Origin of the sequence: Burkholderia sp. IO2, from assembly GCF_029522185.1 — a bacterium.
Lineage (GTDB): Bacteria > Pseudomonadota > Gammaproteobacteria > Burkholderiales > Burkholderiaceae > Burkholderia > Burkholderia cenocepacia.
In genome coordinates, this window is the sequence record NZ_JAKWFH010000021.1 from 18,165 (window position 1) to 38,882 (window position 20,718).

Here is a 20,718-nt window from a genome sequence, read left to right on the forward strand (position 1 = left end):
GTGGCAGTCTTGAGAAGGTGTGTTCGGTGAGCGTCGCGCGGCGGATGCCGCGGCTTACGCGTGAGACGCTGACGGGTGCAGCGATTGAGGAGGCCCGTGGTTCTCGTATTGCATGTTAGTATTCCTTACATTTCTTTCGACAGGCATCCCGTCGAAGAAACGAAGGAATACCTGTGCGTTAGAACAGCCTCGGTGTCCCGACCCAGACCACCACCGACTCGATCTTCGCGGTGTTGACCCAGCTGTGCGGGACCGTCGACTGATAGTGCGAACTGTCACCGGCCTGCAGGACGAACGTCTTGCCTTCCAGCGTCAGCGACACTTCCCCTTCAATCACGTACAGGAACTCCTCTCCTGCATGTGTCGTCACCTCGGACCGTTTCTGCCCCGGCGGCATCCTCACGAGGATCGCCTCCAGCTGGCGCCCTTCGGACACGTTCGTCAGCCTCGCGAACAGGTTCGTCGAATCGGCGAACCCGAAGAAGCGCAACTGATCGCCTCGGCAGACCGAGCGTTCTTCACTCGGCGTATCCACGAAGTACTGCACCGTCACACCGAGCGCGTGGGCGATACCGGCCAGCGACGTCAGTGACGGCGACGCGAGCCCGCGCTCGACTTGAGACAGAAACGGCTTCGAAATCCCCGCGGCGGTAGCGGTGTCGTCGAGCGTGCGCTTCAGACGTTGGCGCAACGCGCGAATCTTGCTGCCGAGTGCGACAGCGTCTGCCGATCGCGAGTTTTCAGTGGGGGGAACCATAGCAGGCCGAAAAGTGATCGTCAAAAAATGTTTGATGGAAAGTAACTAAGTTAATTAGAGATAGCTTAATCTTCGGGTTCGTACACGTCTTCGGTGTTGAGCCTGGTGCACTAAACAGGGCACGAAGCGAACGAAACGACGCGCTATCTTGCCAGACTCGCCGGCTTCACAGGCAAGCTGCAAGCGGCTCTCCGGGAATCTTCGGAGGACCTGCGCCAATGCTTACAACTAGATGATGAGACGAATGTTGCTGAAAGCTGCTGCCACATCGGGAGTTTCCCTAGGTAGCGCCCACCTGTCGCACCGGACCGGCACCCGCTACCATGCGCGCGCCGGTCGGGGACCTTCCCCGCCCCATCGGGCGGTGTCCGACCCCGGCCCGGGCTAACCGCCCGACTGTTCCATCGCCTGCACAAGCCTATCCGGCCGATTGTGCACCGGCGCCAGTTCGACCCAAGACGACGCGTGATCCGTGCCGTCCGTTTCAACGAGATTGATGATGCATTCACCTGTTTCCCAAACCCGATCGTTTACGACGGTCTTCCTCATCGAAATGTGGGAGCGCTTCGGCTACTACGGCATGGCCGCGCTCCTGGTCCTCTTCATGGTCGACCGGCTCGGCTTCACCGACAGCCACGCGAACCTGACCTGGGGTGCGTTCACCGCACTCGTCTACGCCGCGCCGTCGATCGGCGGCTGGATCGGCGACAAGGTGCTCGGCGCCCGCCGCACGATGATCATCGGCGCGTCGGTGCTGTGCGCCGGCTACCTGATGCTCGCGGTGCCGAACGATCACCTGACGTACATGTATGCGTCGCTCGGCGTGATCGTCGTCGGCAACGGCCTGTTCAAGGCCAACGCGGCGAACCTCGTGCGCCGCATCTACGAAGGCGACGACGCGCGCATCGACAGCGCGTTCACGATCTACTACATGGCGGTCAACATCGGCTCGACGGTGTCGATGCTCGCGACGCCGTGGATCAAGGATCACTGGGGCTGGCACACCGCGTTCGCGGTCTGCTGCGGCGGCATGCTGCTCGCGATCCTCAACTTCATGCTGATGCACCGCACGCTCGCGCACGTCGGCTCGCAGCCGGACGACGAGCCGATCCGCTGGAAGCGCCTCGGCGCGGTCGCGGCCGGCGGCGTCGGGCTCGCGCTGATCACGCTGTACGTGCTGCAGCACAAGCAGCTCGCGGTCGCGAGCGTGTGGACGGCGGCATTCGCGATCCTCGCGATCTTCGCGTACATGATCGCGAAGTCGGAGCGCTCGGAGCGCGCGGGCCTGATCGCGGCGCTCGTGCTGATCGGCCAGGTGATCCTGTTCTTCATCTTCTACGTGCAGATGTCGACGTCGCTGACGCTGTTCGCGCTGCGCAACGTCGATCCGCGCTTCATGCTGTTCGGCACGACGCTGTTCACGTGGAGCGCCGCGCAGTTCCAGGCGCTGAACCCGATCTGGATCATGCTGCTGAGCCCGGTGCTCGTGTGGGTCTACAACGCCGTCGCGAAGGGCGGCCGCGACCTGCCGGTCGCCGCGAAGTACGCGCTCGGTTTCGGCGCGGTCGCCGCCGGCTACCTGGTGTTCACGATCAGCGGCCGCTACGCGGTCGACGGCCGCGTGTCGTCGTGGTTCATGGTGTGGGGCTACGGCCTGTACTCGCTCGGCGAGCTGCTGGTGAGCGGCCTCGGCCTCGCGATGATCGCCCGCTACGTGCCGGCGCGCATGAGCGGCTTCATGATGGGCGCGTATTTCGTCGCGACGGGCGTGTCGCAGTATCTGGGCAGCGTCGTCGCGAACTTCGCGCAGATGCCGTCGCACGAACTGCCGGCCACCGAATCGCTGCCGCTCTACCTGTCGCTGTTCGAGAAGCTCGGCTGGCTCGCCGCGATCGGCATGCTGCTCGCGCTGCTGCTGCTGCCGCTGATGAACCGCCTGTCGCGCCAGCATCAGCGCTGCACCGACGAGCGCCGCGAAGAAGCGCTGCAGGCGCAGGCCGCCACCGCCGCGCAGTAAGGACTATCCCTCGGCGTGCGGCTCGCACGCCACATTCTCCCGCCAGACACGCGAACGCGTCCTACACTGGTTTCAGGCAACGCATCCGCTTCGCGCGATGCGCACTGGCGGGAGAACACGATGAAAAACAAGACGACGCGGCTTTTGAGGATTCTGTCGGACATCCGGCACGCGCAGCGCTGCACCGCGATGCGCGCCGCCCGGGCCGCGGCCGAAGCCGATGCGGTCCTCGCGGAGCGCGACGACCCGACGCAGGACGAACGCGAAGACGCCGAATCCGACGACGCATCCGCCACGCCCCGCTCCCGTATCGGCTCACCTCACTGACGCCGCGCGGCGCCTGCCGCGCCGCCCGCATCCGTCGCGCGCCTACGCCGCCGCGCCGCGCCATCGCGCGATCCACGTTCCCGAACCGGCTACCGCCATCATCAGCCCGACCGCGCATGCGTCGGCCACGAGGCCCACGCCGACATGCCGCAGATCGGCGCTGCGCACGGCCGGATGCAGCAGCGAATCGATCACGAGCGAGATCGCCGCGCCCGCGACGAAGCAGATCAGCCCGCGCTGGCCGACCGCCACGACGGGCCGCACGCCCTGTGCGATCCGCGCGATCCAGCCGAAGCGCACGCAATCGGCCATCAGCCACGCGACGGCCGCGAAGCTCACGACGCGCGGCAGCGCGAGATCGCGCTTGAGCACGCCTTCCGGCACCGGCAGCCCCGAGAACAGCTTGTAGCTCGCGCAGCCGAGCACGATCGCGCATGCGAGCCCGGTCGCCGCGGCGCCCCAGCGGCCGAGCGCGATGCGGCGGTAGAACGGCTGGCAGCGCGCGAGCACGCCGGCGACGAACATCAGTTGCCACGCGAACGGGTTGAAGCTCCAGCGGAAACCGTCGGTGTCCAGCAGTTCCGGGCCGAGCCAGCCCGCCGCGAGCCACGACGCGACGCTGAGCGCGACGAGCAGCCACGGATGGCGCCGCGCGAACGGCACCAGCACCGGCGACGCGAGCGCGAACAGCACGTACATCGGCAGCACCGACGCCAGATACGGCTGGCGCTGGAACGTCAGCAGTTCGGCGGCGCCCGTGAGCGGCGACGCGAGCATCACGCTGACGTCGTCGAGCGCGAGGTTCGGCGCATCGATCCCGTAGTGATCGAGCACCACCGACACGACGAGCATCAGCGTCGACGTCGCGAGAAACGCGCGGTAGATCTGCATCGCGCGCCGCACGAAACGCCGCTGCGCGGCGCGCGCGCCGTGCCGCTCGGCGATCGCGCCGTATGCGCTCGCGGTCGCGAAGCCGCCGAGGAACACGAACACCTCGGCCGCGTCGCACAGCGCGAACGCGTGCAGCGTCACGCGCGACAGCACGCTCGCGCCGATGTGATCGACGACGATCATCAACAGCACGAGCCCGCGGAAGAAGTCGATTTCGATCAGGCGGCCGCCGCGCGACGGCTGGACCGTGACGGAAGGCGGCGGGCTCAACGACATGAGCGCACCTGCACGACGGCGGTGCGGCGCGCACCGGGGAAAGGATCGGGAAAAGGCAGGCGAGCGCGATCGGCGGCGATACGCGTATGCTCGCATCGCGCCAACCCGGCCGGCTTGGCGCGGAGGTGACCGTTCATGGAAAAGCTGCATACGAAGGGAAGTCGGTCAGGCCAGTCTAGTAGCCGATCAGGGGAGACCCTAAGTAACAAAGTGCAACCGAATCTTCTGTTCGATTACAAGCGCGAGCGTTGCGCGGCGAAGCAGGCAGCGTCGCCAGATTCGCGTCAGCGCGTCGCCAGTTGGCGGTCAGGATCGAGGGAGTCGGCGACACAACGCGCGGTGTTCGACGCTCGGATGAAGCGCGACGCGCGGCGCGTTCCGCGCGGCCGGCGCATCGCGACGATGCGGTTAGCCGCGCGCGGGCAGCCGCCGCATCAGCATCGCGCTGTGCCACGCGGTCAGCGCGACGGCGATCCAGATCGGCCCGTACGTCGCGAGCTGCGCGACGCTCAGCGTTTCACCGAGCAGCAGCAGCGACACCACGACGAGCAGCACCGGCTCGACGTAGCCGAGAATCCCGAACAGCGCCATCGGCAGCATCCGGCTCGCCTTCAGGTAGCTCGCCAGCGCCAGCGTGCTGAGGATGCCGAGCCCCGGCAGCAGCACGGCCCACAGCAGCGGATGGCCGGCGACGCGCGTGGTGCTCGTCGCGACCATCGCGAGCGCGATCGGGCACAGCAGCGCGATCTCGATCGCGAACGCGGCCAGCGAATCGGCGTTGATGCGCCGGCGCAGCACGAAATACGGCGGATAGCCGAGCGCGACGACCAGCGTCGGCCATGCGAATGCGCGCGTCGCCCACACCTCGTGCGCGACGCCGAGCGCCGCACAGGCGACCGCCGCCCATTGCAGCGGGTCGAGCCGCTCGTGATAGTAGAAGCGGCCGACGAGCACCATCGTCAGCGGCAGCAAGAAATAGCCGAGCGACACTTCGAGCATGCGGCCGTGCAGCGGCGCCCACAGGAACAGCCACAGCTGCACGCCGAGCAGCGCCGCGCTCACCGGCAGCGCGATCAGCAGGCGCCAGTCGCGCGCGCTGCGCCGCGCCAGCCCGACGAGCGCCGGCCAGCGGCCGCGCAGCGCGATCAGCGCGAGCGCGCCCGGCGCGGTCCACACGACGCGCCACGCGAAGATGTCGAGGCCCGTGAGCGGCGCGAGCAGTTTCGCGTAAGCCGACATCAGCGCGAACAGCGTCGACGCCATCACCGACAGCATGAGGCCGCGCCCCGCCTCCGGATACCCCGTCATGATCGTTGTGCGCCTCTTACTGCTGCTGGAAGCGTTCGAAGCGCTTCTCGGTCCGGCGTTCCTCGAACGTCACCTCGGTCACGCGCGCGGCGGGCGGCCCGTGGCGCAGCCACGCGAGCATCCGGTCGATCTGCGCGCCGGGGCCCTGGATCATCGCCTCGACGGTGCCGTCCTCGAGATTCGCGACCCAGCCGCGCAGCTTCAGCGCATGCGCCTCGCGCACCGTCGCATGACGAAAGCCGACGCCCTGCACGACGCCGCGCACCCGCACGTAGTAGGTCTCGATCCGTTCGTCCAGCTCATTGCGGCTCATTGCGTCGCCCTCCCGTTGCATTCAAGCCCGGCATTGTAGTCGCGTCGGCCGCTTCGCACACGCGCCGGCCGGGCGTCGCCGCGCACGCCGACCACGTACAATCTCGCCGATGCCCAACCGCCGCGCCGCCCGCGCGGCCCTGAAGGAAACGCATGACTGATACCTCCCGCGATCTCGTTCTCGTCACCGGCGCGTCCGGTTTCGTCGGCTCGGCCGTCGCGCGCATCGCGCAGCAGAAAGGCTATGCGGTGCGCGTGCTGGTGCGCCCGACCAGCCCGCGCACGAACGTCGCGGATCTCGACGCCGAGATCGTCACCGGCGACATGCGCGACGAGGCGTCGATGCGCGCCGCGCTGCGCGGCGTGCGCTACCTGCTGCACGTGGCGGCCGACTACCGGCTGTGGGCGCCCGACCCCGACGAGATCGAGCGCGCGAACCTCGAAGGCGCGGTCGCGACGATGCGCGCGGCCCGCGCGGCAGGCGTCGAGCGGATCGTCTACACCAGCAGCGTCGCGACGCTGAAGGTGACGAGCGCCGGCGATCCGTCCGACGAGAACCGGCCGCTCACGGCCGAGCAGGCGATCGGCGTCTACAAGCGCAGCAAGGTGCTCGCGGAGCGCGCGGTCGAACGGATGATCGCCGACGAAGGGCTGCCGGCCGTGATCGTCAACCCGTCGACGCCGATCGGCCCGCGCGACGTGAAGCCGACGCCGACCGGCCGCATCATCGTCGAGGCCGCGCTCGGCAAGATTCCCGCGTTCGTCGATACGGGGCTGAACCTCGTGCACGTCGACGACGTCGCGCACGGCCACTTCCTCGCCCTCGAGCGCGGCCGGATCGGCGAGCGCTACATCCTCGGCGGCGAGAACCTGCCGCTGCAGCAGATGCTCGCGGACATCGCGCAGATGACGGGCCGCAAGGCGCCGACGATCGCGCTGCCGCGCTGGCCGCTGTACCCGCTCGCGGTCGGTGCCGAAGCGGTCGCGAAGTTCACGAAGAAGGAGCCGTTCGTCACCGTCGACGGGCTGCGGATGTCGAAGAACAAGATGTATTTCACGTCGGCGAAAGCCGAGCGCGAGCTCGGCTACCGTGCGCGCCCGTATCGCGAAGGGCTGCGCGATGCGCTGGACTGGTTCGGCTCGGCGGGCTACCTCAAGTAACACAAAGCGGCGCGCCTCGCGCCGCTTTGCGCACTTTGTTACACGTCGCGCGCGGACCGGCATCGGCGCAGCGGTTAAAATCGCGGGTCTTACGCAGAGAAGACACGCATGAACCTGAACGATCAGATCGCTTCGCTCGCCACGGGCGTCGATCAGCTCCTCCACGATCACCACGCCGCGCAGCAGGCGGCACGCAGCGCGGAAGCCTTCGCGCGCGCCGCGGCAGCGGAAGCCCGGGCCGCGGCCGAGCGCCACGCCGCGGCGGAAGCCGACGCACAGGCCGCCGCGCAGCGCCACACGGCCGCTGCCGCCGATGCCGAAGCCGCGCAGCGGCGCCACGCCGATGCCACCGCCGCCGCCGAAGCGGCCGCCCAACGTCATACGGATGCCGCCGCGCAAGCCGAAGCCGCTTCGCAGCGCCATGCGGAAGCCACCGCGCTGACCGAAGCGCTCGCGCAACGTCACGCGGATGCCGAAGCCGCGTCGCAGCGTCACGCGGCGGCGATCGCCGAAGCCGAGGCCGCCGCACAGCGCCATCACGCCGCCGCGACCGAAGCCGAAGCGGCCGCGCAACGTCATGCCGCGGCGACCGCCGAAGCGGAAGCCGCCGCGAAGCGCCATGCGGAAGCGACCGCCGAAGCCGAAGCAGCCGCGCAGCGCCACATGGCCGCGATTGCCGAGGCCGAGGCGCTCGCCCAGCGTCACACGCAGGCGCTCGCCGACACGCAGGCCGCCGCCCGGCGTCACGACGAAGCCACCGCGGAGGCGGAAGCCATCACGCAGCGTCACGCCGAAGCGATCGCCCAGGCCGAAGCCGCCGCGCAACGCCACGCCGAGGCGACCGCCGAAGCCGAAGCCCTCACGCTGCGCCACACCGAAGCGATCGCTCAGGCTGAAGCGGCCGCGCAGCACCACGCGAAGGCCATCGCCGACGCCGAGGCGCTGGTCGAGGCCGTCGTCAAGGAAGCCGCGACGAACGCGGTGGCCGCCACGGCGGTGACGGCCGAAGCCGTCGAGCCGGCACCGGCGGATACGCCGGCAGCGGAGCCGGCCGTGCACGCAGTCGCGCCGGTTGCGGCCGAAGCAGCCGAAGTGCCGACTTCAGGCGCCGACGCCGAAACCGCAATCGTCCCGGCGGCGCAAGCCGGCGCCGCGGGTGAAACCGAAACCGACAGCGACACCGTTGCCGCGCCGGCCGACAAGGCGACGCTGCACGTCGCGCGCCCGTCCCAGAACGAACTCACGCTGACCATCAACGGCGAATCGATCACGCTGCATCCGGAGCAACTGGGCCAGCTGATCGAGGAACTCGCGCACGCACGCGCGTCGATGCAGCCGGAGCCGCCGCCCGGCATTCCGGCCGGCTGGCGTTTCGTGACGACGAAGAACCCGATGATGGCCGTGCAGAAGCAGTCGAACGGCGACCGTCTGCTGGTCGCCCGCCACACGGGCTATGGCTGGGTGCCGTTCACGTTCTCGCCGGACGTCGTGGTCCAGATGTACATGATGCTGACCCAGCGGTAAGCGCCGGCATCGGTATACGACACGGCAGAAAATAAAACAGCCCGACCGGTTCGCACCGATCGGGCTGTTTGCTGTCCGGCTGCCGGGAGGCATGCCTCCCGGCCCCGTTCAGCGATCCACCGGCGCCTGCACGCGCGCCTTCCACTGGCCGCCCTTGCCGCGCCAGTAACGCCACGCGGACGCGAACGTCGCACCCACATAGAACAGCGCGACGAGCGGCAGCGCGGGCGCCCACAGCGGCGAGCGCCGGTAGTAGCGCAGCATCGGCGCATACGCGGCGCACATCGACGCCCACGCGAGCCAGGCCGGCCATGCACGCGCGCCGTAGGCGAGCGCGACGACGGGCGGCACCAGATAGATGATCGTCATCCCGAGCAGCGTGCCGGCCAGCAGCAGCGGCGAATAGTGCAGCTGCGTGAACGCGGTGCGCGCGATCATGTTCCAGATGTCGCGCCAGCTGTCGTACGGGCGCAGCGACACGCTGCGATCGGCGAGATCGAGCCGGATCGGATGGCGGCCGCTGCCGCGGTGCTTGATCTGCGCGGCGAGGCTGCAGTCGTCGATCAGCGCGCCGCGAATCGATTCGATGCCGCCCGCTTCTTCCAGCGCCGTGCGCTTCACGAGCATGCAGCCGCCGGCCGCACCGGCCGTCCGGTTGCGCGGGTTGTTGATCCACGAGAACGGGTACAGCTTCGCGAAGAAGAACACGAACGCCGGAATCAACGCCTTTTCCCAGAACGAGTCGCAGCGCAGCCGCACCATCAGCGACACGAGATCGCGACGCTCGGCCTGCGCACGCGTGACGAGCTGCGCGACGGCGTCGGGCGGATGGCCGATGTCGGCATCCGTCAGCAGCAGGTAGTCGGCCGGCAGGCCGAGCGTCTGCACGGCCGCGATCCCCTGCGACTGCGCCCACACCTTGCCCGACCAACCGGCCGGCAGCGGCTTCGCGGTCAGCACCGTCAGCCGGTCGGCGCGGTTGATCGCGAGCGCGGCCGCGCGGGCCGCGTCGGCGGTGCCGTCGTCGCTGTGGTCGTCGACGATGATCAGATGGAATTCGCCCGGATAGTCCTGCTCGAGCAGCGAAGTCGCCGCGCGAGCGATCACGTCGGCTTCGTTGCGCGCCGGCACCACGGCCACGACGGCCGGCCAGCCCGCCTCGGCCGCCTCGCCGCGAGCCTCGGGCGGCAGCGGCCGCGCGGGCTGCGCGCGCCAGAAGCCGCCGCGCGCGACGAGCAGCACGATCCAGATCACCAGCGACAGGCCGGACACCAGGAAAGCAAGCGCCAGCATCATCGGCCTGCCTCCTGCCGCCCGCGGGCCGGGTAGGAATTAATAGGGGTCGGGAACAAAACGCCCGAAACCGCACGGGCGGAAGGGCAATACGCGTAAGAATCGACGGTCATCGAATGGCCTTGAAATGAGCGCGACGCCGGGCAGCCGGAGCGGCCGCCCGCGAAACCGCGTAGTTTACTGGGTTCCGCGCCCGCCAGCGCCGACGCGGCTCTCCCGCAATTGCAACGGTGCCGACACAGCACCAAAGCACGGACGGCCCGATAGGGTTAAAATGCGCGATTAATTCGGGGTTCCGGGGCCTGGCCGGCCGGTTCGTTCCTGCCTTCATAACATCAAGCCGGGGCGAGCGAGCGAGTGCCAGCTCCTCGAACCCCGGCGTCTGTCGTCGGAGTTCGCTCACCTATGCGAGTCATCCTTGCCCAGCCCCGCGGCTTTTGTGCGGGGGTTGTCCGTGCGATCGAGATCGTCGATCGCGCGCTGCAACAGCACGGTGCGCCGGTCTATGTGCGTCACGAGATCGTGCATAACCGGCATGTCGTCGAAAATCTGCGTAATAAAGGGGCACGATTCGTTGAGGAGCTCGACGAGGTGCCGCACGGCGCTGTCGCGATCTTCAGCGCGCACGGTGTCGCCCAGACGGTCGAGCGCGACGCGCAGACGCGCGGGCTCGACGTGCTCGACGCAACCTGCCCGCTCGTCACGAAAGTGCACGTGCAGGGGCGCCAGTACGTCGCGGCGGGCCGCCGGCTGATCCTGATCGGCCATGCGGGCCACCCGGAAGTCGAGGGCACGATCGGCCAGATTCCGGCCGAGGTGATCCTCGTGCAGAGCGAAGCCGAAGTCGATACGCTGACGCTGCCCGTCGATACGCCGGTCGCGTACATCACGCAGACCACGCTGTCGGTCGACGACACGCGCGGCATCATCGAAGCGCTGCAGCGCCGGTTCACCGACCTCGTCGGCCCGGACACGCGCGACATCTGCTATGCCACGCAGAATCGCCAGGCCGCCGTGCGCGAGCTGAGCGAACAGGTTGACGTGCTGCTCGTCGTCGGTGCGACGAACAGCTCGAACTCGAACCGCCTGCGCGAGATCGGCACCGAAAGCGGTGTGCCGAGCTATCTCGTCGCCGACGGCTCGGAAGTGAAGGCCGAATGGTTCGCGGGCGTGCAGACGGTCGGCCTGACCGCCGGCGCGTCGGCGCCCGAAGAAATGGTCGAGGATGTAATCAGCGCGCTGCGCGCGCTGGGGCCCGTCGATGTCGCGACGATGGCGGGCCGTGAAGAAAAAGTCGAATTCAAGTTGCCGGCGAAGCTCACGCAAGCTGTCGCCCGCGAAGTTTAAGGAGGACATCCCTTGTCTATTCCGCTGCTCCAGCAAGTCCGTGTCGGCGCCTACATCGTGCGCCAGCACCTGTCCGGCAACAAACGCTATCCGCTCGCGCTGATGCTCGAGCCGCTGTTCCGCTGCAACCTCGCGTGCAACGGCTGCGGCAAGATCGATTATCCGGATCCGATCCTGAACCAGCGCCTGTCCGTCGAGGAATGCCTGCAGGCCGTCGACGAGTGCGGCGCGCCCGTCGTGTCGATTGCCGGCGGCGAGCCGCTGCTCCACAAGGAAATGCCGGAAATCGTCAAGGGCATCATGAAGCGCAAGAAGTTCGTGTACCTGTGCACGAACGCGCTCTTGATGGAAAAGAAGATGGACGACTACCAGCCGAGCCCGTATTTCGTCTGGTCGGTCCACCTCGATGGCGACAAGGACATGCACGACCATTCCGTGTCGCAGGAAGGCGTGTACGACAAGGCGGTCGCGGCGATCAAGGAAGCGAAGCGCCGCGGCTTCCGCGTGAACATCAACTGCACGCTGTTCAACGATGCGATCCCCGAGCGCGTCGCGAAGTTCTTCGACACGCTGGGCCCGATCGGCGTCGACGGCATCACCGTGTCGCCGGGCTACGCGTACGAGCGCGCGCCGGATCAGCAGCACTTCCTGAACCGCGACAAGACGAAGAACCTGTTCCGCGAAATCCTGAAGCGCGGCGAAGGCGGCAAGCGCTGGTCGTTCAGCCAGTCGTCGCTGTTCCTCGACTTCCTGGCCGGCAACCAGACGTACAAGTGCACGCCGTGGGGCAACCCGGCGCGTACGGTGTTCGGCTGGCAGAAGCCGTGCTACCTGGTCGGCGAAGGTTACGTGAAGACCTTCAAGGAACTGATGGAAACGACGGAGTGGGACAACTACGGCGTCGGCAACTACGAGAAGTGCGCGGACTGCATGGTCCACTGCGGCTTCGAGGCGACGGCCGTGATGGACACGATCTCGAACCCGCTGAAGGCGCTGCGCGTGAGCCGCAAGGGCATCAAGACCGACGGCCCGTTCGCACCGGACATCTCGATCGCGAAGCAGCGTCCGGCCGAGTACGTGTTCTCGCGCCACGTCGAGATCAAGCTCGAGGAAATCCAGCGCGCCGGCAAGGGCAAGCTGCAGAAGCCGGCGAAGTCGGCAACGGCCGCTTAAGTCGCGCGTTGCGCCGCGAGAAGGTTCGCGCCTTCGCAGCGGCTGGAATCGAAAAAGCGCCACGGAGTTCATTCGCTCCGTGGCGCTTTTTGTTTTGACGGACGCCGTGTGACGCGCAGCGCTTGCGCGCCTGCGTGCGAGGCCGAGCGTCGGTTGCCTAGCTGCGCGACTCCGCCGCGGCGATCAGTTGCCAGGCGGTCGGGCCCGGATCGAGCAGCGGGTCGGACGGCGGATCGAGATCGTGCGGATGCGCTTCCTCAGACGGCAACGTCTGCGCTTTCGCAATGCCGATTTCGTCGCCGCATACGGTGCATCGATAGATGCCCGCCACCGTCACCTTGCTGCCCGGCGGCAGATTCTCGCTGAATGCGCGGCCACTTCCGCACGTGAAGTAGCCGCCGCTCCTGTATAGCGCCATCGCTCCTCCTGACCGAAACGAATGCGTTCGCGCCGACACGCATGCTCGTCGCAAACGCGAGGATGGATCGTCGTCCGGACACGCCGGGTTCCAGTCATGGCATTAGACGGCGCGCGGCCGCGCGATGGAATCGGACGCGTATGAAACACGGCCCGTGGGCAGCCACTCAATGCAGAACGGCCGGCTCCCGCATCTTCGCCGCGGCCTGCGCGACGAGCCCCGGCTGTTCGGCAGAGGCGAACGTGCAGACATGACGCCACAACTCGGCCAGCCGATGCCGCGTGAGCGTCGCGACGCACGCGTCGTTCGCGGCGAGCACGCGTTCGAGTACCGCGCATTCGTCGTCGTGCAGCGTCCATGCCCCGCTTTGCGCGGCGCGCGCCACGCTCGCGTCCAGCACGCGCTCCGCGTCGACGCACAGGTCGATGGTCGCGTCGGGAGAGACCGCATCGTCGAGCGCGAGGAACACCAGATACACGCTCGTGCGCAGCCGCATCAGCAGCGTTTCGCTACCGTGCTCGCCGCGCAGCGCGACCAGCGCCATATGGCATTTCAGCGAGATGTCGCGGGCATGCGCGGGCGGCAGCGGCAGCAGCCATTCGCGCGTCAATGGCGGATGGCGACGACCTTTTCGGGCAGCCTTCATGATTCGCCCCCGCTCGCGGACACGTCGCCCTTCGCCGATCCCGGCCACGCGCCACGGCACACGACGGCGCCGCGGCCCGCGTCGCGCAGGGCGTTCGCCCGGCGTCGCATGCCGTGCACATCGGCGCGCCGTCGCGTCGAGCCCGCTTCCGGCAGCCTGCGTATCGCCGACGCACGCCACACGCCGGACAATCGGTTGGGGCATGCCATGTTCGTCTCCTGCATCAAAACGTGTTCTCGCCCTTCAGGTAGTACGCGGTTTTCACGAAGAACGCCTTCACCGGATGGCCGGTCTGCGCGTCGCGGGCCGCCCGCGCTTCCATCGCGGCCTTCTCGTCGCGCCACCGGTCGGGCATCGGGTTGTTCACGCGCGCAAGGGCGCGCTGCATCGCGAGCGGATAGTTCTGGTTGCCGGCCGTCGTCGCGCGATAGCCCGCGCGCGTCATCTGCATCAACTGCACATCGGTCTCGGCACGCGCCGCCGACCAGGTCAACGGCGCGGCATGCGGGGTATCGCCAGCGCCGATCGACTGCGCAAAACCGACGGCAGGCAGCGCAACCAGTGCGCAGGAAAGAACAGCAACGGGAACGAGGGATCGCATAATGGCCTCCAGATGGTTGTCTCCGCATCGATCCATCATCGATGCGTTGAAATCATCGTATGTCGGGCCGCATCCCGCTTGAATAGCCGAATCCGCAATTGTTATTTTCAGGTGCGGCATTCGGCGTGCGCACCGCGTCATTCGCGAATCCCGCCGGCATGGAATTTCTTTATTTCATTCAATGACCTGATCGGATTTTTAGCGACGATCCGGTGGGGCGCTCACGCCGCTCTTTCAATTTTCGAAATGACGTGTTGCCGGTGCGATGCCGGCCAGCGCGCCCGCCCGCAAGGCTCCGGCGTGATATCGCGCACGCGGATCGCGCCGAAACGATCTCAGCGGATCGGCCGATTCTCCTGATGCAGGACAAATCATCCGCATCGACTTGCCGGATCGAGACACGACGCAAGCGGCGAGGACGCGCGATAATCACGCATCGGTCGTTTCGCACGGCATCTCACGCATTTCCCTTTTCAATCGAGTCCCTCCATGGCTGCCCTCGACATTACCGCCATCGACAGCTGGCACGCGCACGTCTATTTCGATGCGGCGAGCCGCGACGCGGCCTGGGCGTTTCGCCAGGTCGTCGACGCGCGGTTCGGCGCGGTCATCGAACTCGGCCGCTTTCACGAACGCCTCGTCGGCCCGCATCCGGCCTGGTCGTACCAGATCGCGTTCGACGCCGCCCGATTCGACGACATCGTGCCGTGGCTCGTGCTGAACCACGGCGCGCTCGACATCTTCCTGCATCCGAATACGCACGACGAACTGCGCGACCATCGCGATTGCGCGGTGTGGATCGGCAAGTCGTATGCGCTCAATCTCGACGCGCTGGCCGGCTGAGGGCCGACGTCCGACCGCGTTCGCCGCGGCGGGGCATCCACGTTTCGGGGCGACGTGAAACGTCTCGCGACGGTACGCCCGTACAGTGGTTTCCGTGATCGACTTCCGGAAACCCGCCATGACACCCGCAGACACCGACGCCGACGCCCGGCGTATCCATGAGGACTGGCACGCCGCCGTCGTCGCCCGCGACCTCGACGCACTGATGTCGCTGTATGCCGACGACGCGGTGCTCGAAACCCCGCTCGTCGTCGCCACGCTGCCCGCGCACGGCTCCGGCGTGCTGCACGGCAAGGCCGCGATCGGCGCATTCTTCGCGGCCGGCCTGCGCAATCCGGACAACCCGCTCGGGCGCTGGTACCGGACCGGGCTGTTCTTCTCGAACGGTCGCCAGCTCGTCTGGGAATACCCGCGCGCAACGCCGGACGGCGATCAGGTCGATCTCGTCGAGGTGATGGACCTGCGCGACGGGCTGATCGCGCATCATCGCGTGTACTGGGGATGGGTCGGGTTCAGCGCGCTGCGCGGCGCCGCGCGCCGGTAGCGCCTACTCCGGCCGACGCGCCACGCACGGGGCGTCACCCGCTCGACGCCCCGTGCGCTCACGCGACATACATCGCGACACTGACGAACTGACACAGGCTGCCGGCCAGCACGAAAAGATGCCAGATGCCGTGCCCGTGGCGAATGCGTTCGTCGTTGATGAAGAAGTAGATCCCCGCGCTGTAGATCACGCCGCCGGCCACGAGCCATGCGGTGCCGATCGGCGGCAGCGCATGGATCAGCGGACGCACGGCGACGAGCGCGAGCCAGCCCATCAGCACGTACAGGATCATCGACAGCAGGCGCGTGCGGCGCCCGAGCGTCAGCTCCTGCACGATGCCGAACACGGCGAGCCCCCAGCTCACGCCGAACAGCGACCAGCCCCACGGGCCGCGCAGCGTGACCAGCGTGAACGGCGTGTAGCTGCCGGCGATCAGCAGGTAGATCGCCGAATGGTCGCATTTCTGCAGGATCGCCTTCAGGCGCGGGTTGCGCACGCTGTGATACGCGGTCGAGATCGCGTAGAGCAGGATCAGCATCGCGCCATACACGCTGAAGCTCACCACCTTGTACGGGTCGCCTTCGAGCGCGCCCATCGTCACGAGCGCGACGAGGCCGGCCACCGACAGCACCGCGCCGACGAGATGGGAAATGCTGTTGAAACGCTCACCGGCATGCACGACGTGTTCTCCTGCGGGGCCATCGGGAAAAGAGGGAGCCCTATGATACCGGCGGCCGGATATCGCCGTGCTGCGCCCGGGCAAACGGCTGGCGCGCGCCGTGCGAGGCGCGCCGCCGGCCCGCCAAAGAAAAAGCGCCGCGACATTCGTCGCGGCGCTTCCCTTTCGATCACCGGACCGATTCGTCAGGTGATTGCAACGGCCCGGTTCAGCAACACTTCCCGGCACCCGACCCGTAGCGCGCATTCTGACGCTCGCGGAAGAATTCCTCGTACGTCATCGGCTCGCGGTCCGGATGGGTTTCGCGCATGTGCGCGACGTAGGTATCGTAGTCGGGCAGGCCGACCATCAGCCGCAACGCCTGCCCGAGGTAACGCCCCGCGCTGCGCAGGTCGCTGCCAAGATCGCTGAACATCGCGGCCTCCCCTTAACGTCCGCTGCCGAGCGCCTGCGCGGCCGGCATCGCTTCGTACGGCGTCTCGCGCACGGTCGGCTTCGACTCGCGGCGCGCGCGCAGCACGGCGATCACGCCGTACACCGCGATCGCCACGACGACGAAGATGAACAGCCCGGCCAGCGCCGCATCGATGTAGTCGTTGAAGATGATCCGCTTCATCTGCGCGATCGACTTCGCCGGCGCGAGGACCTTGCCTTCGTCCACCGCGGCCTGCAGCTTCGCGGCGTGCGCGAGGAAGCTGACCTTCGGGTTCGCGTCGAAAATCTTCTGCCAGCCGGCCGTCAGCGTGCAGATCAGCAGCCAGACGGTCGGCACGATCGTCACCCACGCATAGCGCTCGCGCTTCATCTTGAACAGCACGACGGTGCCGAGCACCAGCGCGATCGCGGCGAGCATCTGGTTCGAGATGCCGAACAGCGGCCACAGCGTGTTGATGCCGCCGAGCGGATCGACCACGCCCTGGTACAGGAAGTAACCCCACGCAGCCACGCACAGCGCGGTGGCGACGAGGTTCGCCGGCAGCGATTCGGTGCGCTTGAGCGCCGGGTGGAACGTGCCGAGCAGATCCTGCAGCATGAAGCGGCCCGCGCGCGTGCCGGCATCGACGGCCGTCAGGATGAACAGCGCCTCGAACAGGATCGCGAAGTGATACCAGAACGCCATCATCGCTTCGCCGCCGATCACCTGGTGCAGGATGTGCGCCATGCCGACGGCCAGCGTCGGTGCGCCGCCCGCCCGCGCGATGATCGTCGTTTCGCCGACGGCCTTGGCCGTCTGCGTCAGCATGTCGGGCGTCAGCACGAAGCCCCATTGCGTGACGGTGTTGGCGACCGCTTCCGGCGTCGAGCCGAGCACGGCGGCCGGCGCGTTCATCGCGAAGTAGATGCCCGGCTCGATCACGCACGCGGCGACCAGCGCCATGATCGCGACGAACGATTCCATCAGCATCGCGCCGTAACCGATGAAGCGCGCGTTGGTTTCGTTGTCGATCAGCTTCGGCGTCGTACCCGACGAGATCAGCGCGTGGAAGCCCGACACCGCGCCGCACGCGATCGTGATGAACAGGAACGGGAACAGGTTGCCCGACCACACCGGGCCCGTGCCGTCGACGAACTTCGTCAGCGCGGGCATCTTCAGTTCCGGTGCGACGACCAGGATGCCGATCGCGAGGCCGAGGATCGTGCCGATCTTCAGGAACGTCGACAGGTAGTCGCGCGGCGCGAGCAGCAGCCACACCGGCAGCACCGACGCGACGAAGCCGTAGCCGATCAGGATCCACGTGAGCTGCGTGCCGCTGAACGTGAACCACGCGGCGAGCGTCGGCGAATCGTGCACCTGCTGGCCGAACGCGATCGACGCCATCAGCAGCACGAAGCCGATGATCGACACTTCGCCGATGCGGCCCGGACGGATGTAGCGCGTGTAGACGCCCATGAACAGCGCGATCGGAATCGTCGCGGCGACGGTGAACGTGCCCCACGGCGAATTGGTCAGCGCCTTCACGACGATCAGCGCGAGCACCGCGAGGATGATCACCATGATCAGGAACGCGCCGAACAGCGCGATCACGCCGGGCACCGTGCCGAGCTCCATCTTGACGAGATCGCCGAGCGAACGGCCGTCGCGGCGCGTCGAGATGAACAGCACGATGAAGTCCTGCACCGCGCCGGCGAACACGACGCCGGCCAGGATCCACAGCATGCCGGGCGTGTAGCCCATCTGCGCGGCGAGCACGGGGCCGACCAGCGGCCCGGCGCCGGCGATCGCGGCAAAGTGATGGCCGAACAGCACGTACTTGTTGGTCGGCACGTAGTCGAGGCCGTCGTTGTACTTGACCGCCGGCGTCATCCGCAGCCCGTCGAGCTGCATGACCTTGCTGGCGATGAAACGGCTGTAGAAGCGATACGCGATCAGATACACGCAGACTGCGGCGATCACGATCCAGAGGGCACTGACGCGCTCGCCGTGCGCGAGTGCGATCGTGCCGAATGCGAACGCGCCGAGTAGCGCGACCGCGATCCAGAGCAGGGTACTGGAAGCCCGATTCATGGCGTCTCCTGGTCTCCAATGTGTTTTTGAGTGGATGCGGCGAGGGCCGAACCCGCGTGACGTCGATGCACCGTGCCGCAGCCTCGCGGAGACTGCGGCGATGGGCCGTAGTATTCCGCGCGACGGGGGCCGCTTACAAGCGGACAACTACGTATGACGATCTACGTAGAATTACGTAGATCGTTGGCGCGTGCACCTCGTCGGGCGACGATTGCCCGCGACCGGCGAGCCACGTACAGTATTTGCCTGCCTCCATTCCGGAATCCCCATGCCGATCGCATTTCAGAAGATGAACGCGAATGGCGATGACTTCGTCATCGTCGACCTGCGCGGTCGGAAACACGATCGCGCGCATCCCGTCGACGGCGACCTCGTGCGGCGCATGGGCGATCGGCATCGCGGCATCGGCTTCAACCAGCTCGCGGTGATCTCGGACGGCGACGACGCGGCCGCGCGCGTCGCGTTCTGGAACCCCGACGGCTCGGCGCTCGATACCTGCGGCAGCGCGACGCGCGGCGTCGCATGGAAGCTGATGCGGGAAACCGGCGCGGCGTCGATCGTGCTGCGCACGAATCGCGGGCGCCTGCATTGTTCGCAGGATGCGGACGGGCTGATCAAGGTCGAGATGGGCGCGCCGCGGCTCGGCTGGCAGGACATACCCTTCGCCGAAGCCGCCGACACGCTCGCGCTGCCGCTACCGGGCACGCCGGCCGCCTGCAGCATGGGCAATCCGCATTGCTCGTTCTTCGTCGACGATGTCGCTGCGCTCGACATCGAAGCGCTCGGCCCGGCGATCGAAGCGCATCCGCTGTTTCCGCTGAAGACCAACGTGCATTTCGTTCAGGTCATCGATCGATCGCATATCCGTCTACGTATCTGGGAACGCGGCGGCGGCGTGCCGCTCGGTTCCGGTTCGTGCTCGTGCGGCGCGGTGGTCAACGGCATCCGGCGCGGGCTGCTCGACGATACCGTGCGGGTGACCTGCGACGGCGGCGACGTCGCCGTTCACTGGGACGGCGCCGGCAGCGTATTCCTGAGCGGGCCCGTGACGGTCGGCTTCAGCGGAGTGTGGCCGTCATGACCGACGACGCACAAACCTTCCACGCGCTGCGCCCGCGCCTGCAGAAGATCGCGTACCGGATGCTCGGCTCCGTCGCGGATGCCGAGGACATCGTGCAGGACGTGTGGCTGCGCTGGCACGACGCGGCGCGCGACAGCATCGAGAACGCCGAGGCGTGGCTCGTCGCGGTCACGACGCGCACGTCGATCGATCGCCTGCGCGCGGCGAAGATCCGGCGCGAGCACTACACGGGTATCTGGCTGCCCGAGCCGGAGCTCGGCGAATCGCCCGCGACGCCCGAGGAAATGACGGAGCGCGCGAGCGACGTATCGGTCGCGTACCTGCTGTTGCTCGAACGGTTGACGCCGGAAGCGCGCGCGGCGTTCCTGCTGCACGAAGTCTTCGAATTCGACTACGACCGGATCGCCGACGCGATCGGCAAGACCGAAGCCGCGTGCCGGCAGCTCGTCAGCCGGGCCCGCGCGCGGCTGCGCGACGACACCCCGCCGCGGCACGCGGTGCCGCATGAAACGCATCGCCGGCTGCTGCAGACGTTCACGCATGCGCTCGCGCAAGGCGACTTCCCGTCGATCCAGGCGTTGCTCGCCGAAGACGCGATGCTGATCGGCGACGGCGGCGGCCACGTCCAGAGCTTCCCGAAACCGATGGTCGGCGGCCGGCGCATCGCTCAACTGTTCTATGCGACGTGGTTGCGCTGCGGCAGCGGCGTCGAGATGCGGCCGGTCGTGCTGAACGGCGAGTGGGCGATGTTGCGCTTCATCGACGGACAACTCGAATCGGCGATGTCGTTCGACACCGACGGCACGCGCATCGGCCAGATTCTCGTGCAGCGCAACCCGGAGAAGCTCGCCCGGATCGCGAGCGCCTGCGCCGCCGGCTGACCCGCGCATCGCCGCGCGCCGGCGCCGGCCGCGCTCGCCGTCGAGCCCGGATTGGTGCAGCGCGCGCAACACGATGCGTCCCTGTACGTGGCTACCGCGCCCCGGTGCACACTCCTAAGATGATTTCGCGCGG

General features: G+C 67.6%; 21 protein-coding genes. 10 read left to right on the forward strand and 11 right to left on the reverse strand.

The genetic code is table 11. The annotated features are described in order from the left end of the window. Positions 1-178: 178 nt before the first annotated feature. A complete protein-coding gene (locus MMB92_RS15490) occupies positions 179-757 on the reverse strand; it encodes a cupin domain-containing protein (RefSeq protein WP_006490124.1) in 579 nt (192 codons plus the stop codon). Positions 758-1,253: 496 nt separating this feature from the next. On the opposite strand from MMB92_RS15490, the gene MMB92_RS15495 reads away from it, so the two are divergent. Together MMB92_RS15495 and MMB92_RS15500 are read left to right on the forward strand one after the other, a co-directional pair. Further along, a complete protein-coding gene (locus tag MMB92_RS15495; RefSeq protein ID WP_006490183.1) occupies positions 1,254-2,774 on the forward strand; it encodes an oligopeptide:H+ symporter in 1,521 nt (506 codons plus the stop codon). A gap of 120 nt (positions 2,775-2,894) precedes the next feature. Next, positions 2,895-3,101 carry a hypothetical protein gene (locus MMB92_RS15500; protein WP_277562770.1) on the forward strand — a complete coding sequence of 69 codons (207 nt, stop codon included), beginning with the start codon at positions 2,895-2,897 and terminating at the stop codon, positions 3,099-3,101. Positions 3,102-3,143: 42 nt separating this feature from the next. Here the strand turns inward: MMB92_RS15500 and MMB92_RS15505 are convergent, their stop codons facing one another. The 3 genes from MMB92_RS15505 to MMB92_RS15515 all read right to left on the reverse strand — a co-directional run bounded on the left by MMB92_RS15505 (position 3,144) and on the right by MMB92_RS15515 (position 5,889). Then, positions 3,144-4,268 carry an OpgC domain-containing protein gene (locus tag MMB92_RS15505; protein WP_006490174.1) on the reverse strand — a complete coding sequence of 375 codons (1,125 nt, stop codon included), beginning with the start codon at positions 4,266-4,268 and terminating at the stop codon, positions 3,144-3,146. Between the two features lie 408 nt (positions 4,269-4,676). Further along, the gene (rarD, locus tag MMB92_RS15510; protein ID WP_043204482.1) at positions 4,677-5,576 is read right to left on the reverse strand and encodes an EamA family transporter RarD; all 900 of its coding nucleotides are present in this window, start codon (positions 5,574-5,576) and stop codon (positions 4,677-4,679) included. Positions 5,577-5,592: 16 nt separating this feature from the next. After that, a complete protein-coding gene (locus tag MMB92_RS15515; protein ID WP_006480292.1) occupies positions 5,593-5,889 on the reverse strand; it encodes an acylphosphatase in 297 nt (98 codons plus the stop codon). Between the two features lie 152 nt (positions 5,890-6,041). Between MMB92_RS15515 and hpnA the strand changes: the two genes are divergently transcribed. Next, positions 6,042-7,049: a hopanoid-associated sugar epimerase gene (gene hpnA, locus MMB92_RS15520; protein WP_006483842.1), complete on the forward strand. Its 1,008-nt coding sequence runs from the start codon at positions 6,042-6,044 to the stop codon at positions 7,047-7,049. Positions 7,050-7,157: 108 nt separating this feature from the next. After that, on the forward strand, positions 7,158-8,573 hold the full coding sequence (locus MMB92_RS15525; RefSeq protein WP_059722167.1) for a hypothetical protein: 1,416 nt from the start codon (positions 7,158-7,160) through the stop codon (positions 8,571-8,573). 108 nt (positions 8,574-8,681) lie between these two features. On the opposite strand, the gene MMB92_RS15530 is transcribed toward MMB92_RS15525, so the two are convergent. After that, positions 8,682-9,869 carry a glycosyltransferase gene (locus MMB92_RS15530; protein WP_006494339.1) on the reverse strand — a complete coding sequence of 396 codons (1,188 nt, stop codon included), beginning with the start codon at positions 9,867-9,869 and terminating at the stop codon, positions 8,682-8,684. Positions 9,870-10,271: 402 nt separating this feature from the next. Between MMB92_RS15530 and ispH the strand changes: the two genes are divergently transcribed. Next, positions 10,272-11,213 carry a 4-hydroxy-3-methylbut-2-enyl diphosphate reductase gene (gene ispH, locus MMB92_RS15535; RefSeq protein ID WP_006485062.1) on the forward strand — a complete coding sequence of 314 codons (942 nt, stop codon included), beginning with the start codon at positions 10,272-10,274 and terminating at the stop codon, positions 11,211-11,213. Between the two features lie 12 nt (positions 11,214-11,225). Continuing rightward, the gene (gene hpnH, locus MMB92_RS15540) at positions 11,226-12,386 is read left to right on the forward strand and encodes an adenosyl-hopene transferase HpnH (RefSeq protein WP_006480287.1); all 1,161 of its coding nucleotides are present in this window, start codon (positions 11,226-11,228) and stop codon (positions 12,384-12,386) included. A 157-nt stretch (positions 12,387-12,543) separates the two neighbouring features. On the opposite strand, the gene MMB92_RS15545 is transcribed toward hpnH, so the two are convergent. The 3 genes from MMB92_RS15545 to MMB92_RS15555 all read right to left on the reverse strand — a co-directional run bounded on the left by MMB92_RS15545 (position 12,544) and on the right by MMB92_RS15555 (position 14,051). After that, positions 12,544-12,804 carry a hypothetical protein gene (locus tag MMB92_RS15545; protein WP_006485063.1) on the reverse strand — a complete coding sequence of 87 codons (261 nt, stop codon included), beginning with the start codon at positions 12,802-12,804 and terminating at the stop codon, positions 12,544-12,546. 166 nt (positions 12,805-12,970) lie between these two features. Next, positions 12,971-13,450: a hypothetical protein gene (locus MMB92_RS15550; RefSeq protein ID WP_006485040.1), complete on the reverse strand. Its 480-nt coding sequence runs from the start codon at positions 13,448-13,450 to the stop codon at positions 12,971-12,973. Between the two features lie 223 nt (positions 13,451-13,673). Then, positions 13,674-14,051, reverse strand: a complete 378-nt coding sequence (locus MMB92_RS15555) for a hypothetical protein (RefSeq protein WP_006485009.1) — start codon at positions 14,049-14,051, stop codon at positions 13,674-13,676. 489 nt (positions 14,052-14,540) lie between these two features. On the opposite strand from MMB92_RS15555, the gene MMB92_RS15560 reads away from it, so the two are divergent. Both MMB92_RS15560 and MMB92_RS15565 read left to right on the forward strand, forming a co-directional pair. After that, positions 14,541-14,894 (forward strand): DOPA 4,5-dioxygenase family protein, encoded by a 354-nt coding sequence (locus MMB92_RS15560; RefSeq protein WP_006494334.1) that lies wholly within the window; start codon positions 14,541-14,543, stop codon positions 14,892-14,894. A gap of 118 nt (positions 14,895-15,012) precedes the next feature. Next, positions 15,013-15,438, forward strand: coding sequence for a nuclear transport factor 2 family protein (locus tag MMB92_RS15565; protein WP_059722168.1), 426 nt, complete (start codon positions 15,013-15,015; stop codon positions 15,436-15,438). 58 nt (positions 15,439-15,496) lie between these two features. Here the strand turns inward: MMB92_RS15565 and MMB92_RS15570 are convergent, their stop codons facing one another. The 3 genes from MMB92_RS15570 to MMB92_RS15580 all read right to left on the reverse strand — a co-directional run bounded on the left by MMB92_RS15570 (position 15,497) and on the right by MMB92_RS15580 (position 18,623). Next, positions 15,497-16,117: a hemolysin III family protein gene (locus MMB92_RS15570; protein ID WP_006494332.1), complete on the reverse strand. Its 621-nt coding sequence runs from the start codon at positions 16,115-16,117 to the stop codon at positions 15,497-15,499. Positions 16,118-16,325: 208 nt separating this feature from the next. Further along, positions 16,326-16,532 (reverse strand): YbdD/YjiX family protein, encoded by a 207-nt coding sequence (locus MMB92_RS15575; RefSeq protein ID WP_006480280.1) that lies wholly within the window; start codon positions 16,530-16,532, stop codon positions 16,326-16,328. Between the two features lie 12 nt (positions 16,533-16,544). Then, on the reverse strand, positions 16,545-18,623 hold the full coding sequence (locus tag MMB92_RS15580) for a carbon starvation CstA family protein (RefSeq protein ID WP_006485014.1): 2,079 nt from the start codon (positions 18,621-18,623) through the stop codon (positions 16,545-16,547). 268 nt (positions 18,624-18,891) lie between these two features. Between MMB92_RS15580 and dapF the strand changes: the two genes are divergently transcribed. Together dapF and MMB92_RS15590 are read left to right on the forward strand one after the other, a co-directional pair. Continuing rightward, a complete protein-coding gene (gene dapF / locus MMB92_RS15585) occupies positions 18,892-19,704 on the forward strand; it encodes a diaminopimelate epimerase (protein ID WP_277562771.1) in 813 nt (270 codons plus the stop codon). Beyond that, entirely contained in the window at positions 19,701-20,585 is an 885-nt protein-coding gene (locus MMB92_RS15590; protein WP_006485031.1) for an RNA polymerase sigma-70 factor, read from the forward strand. Before dapF ends, MMB92_RS15590 begins: the two co-directional genes overlap by 4 nt. The last annotated feature ends 133 nt before the right edge of the window (positions 20,586-20,718 follow it).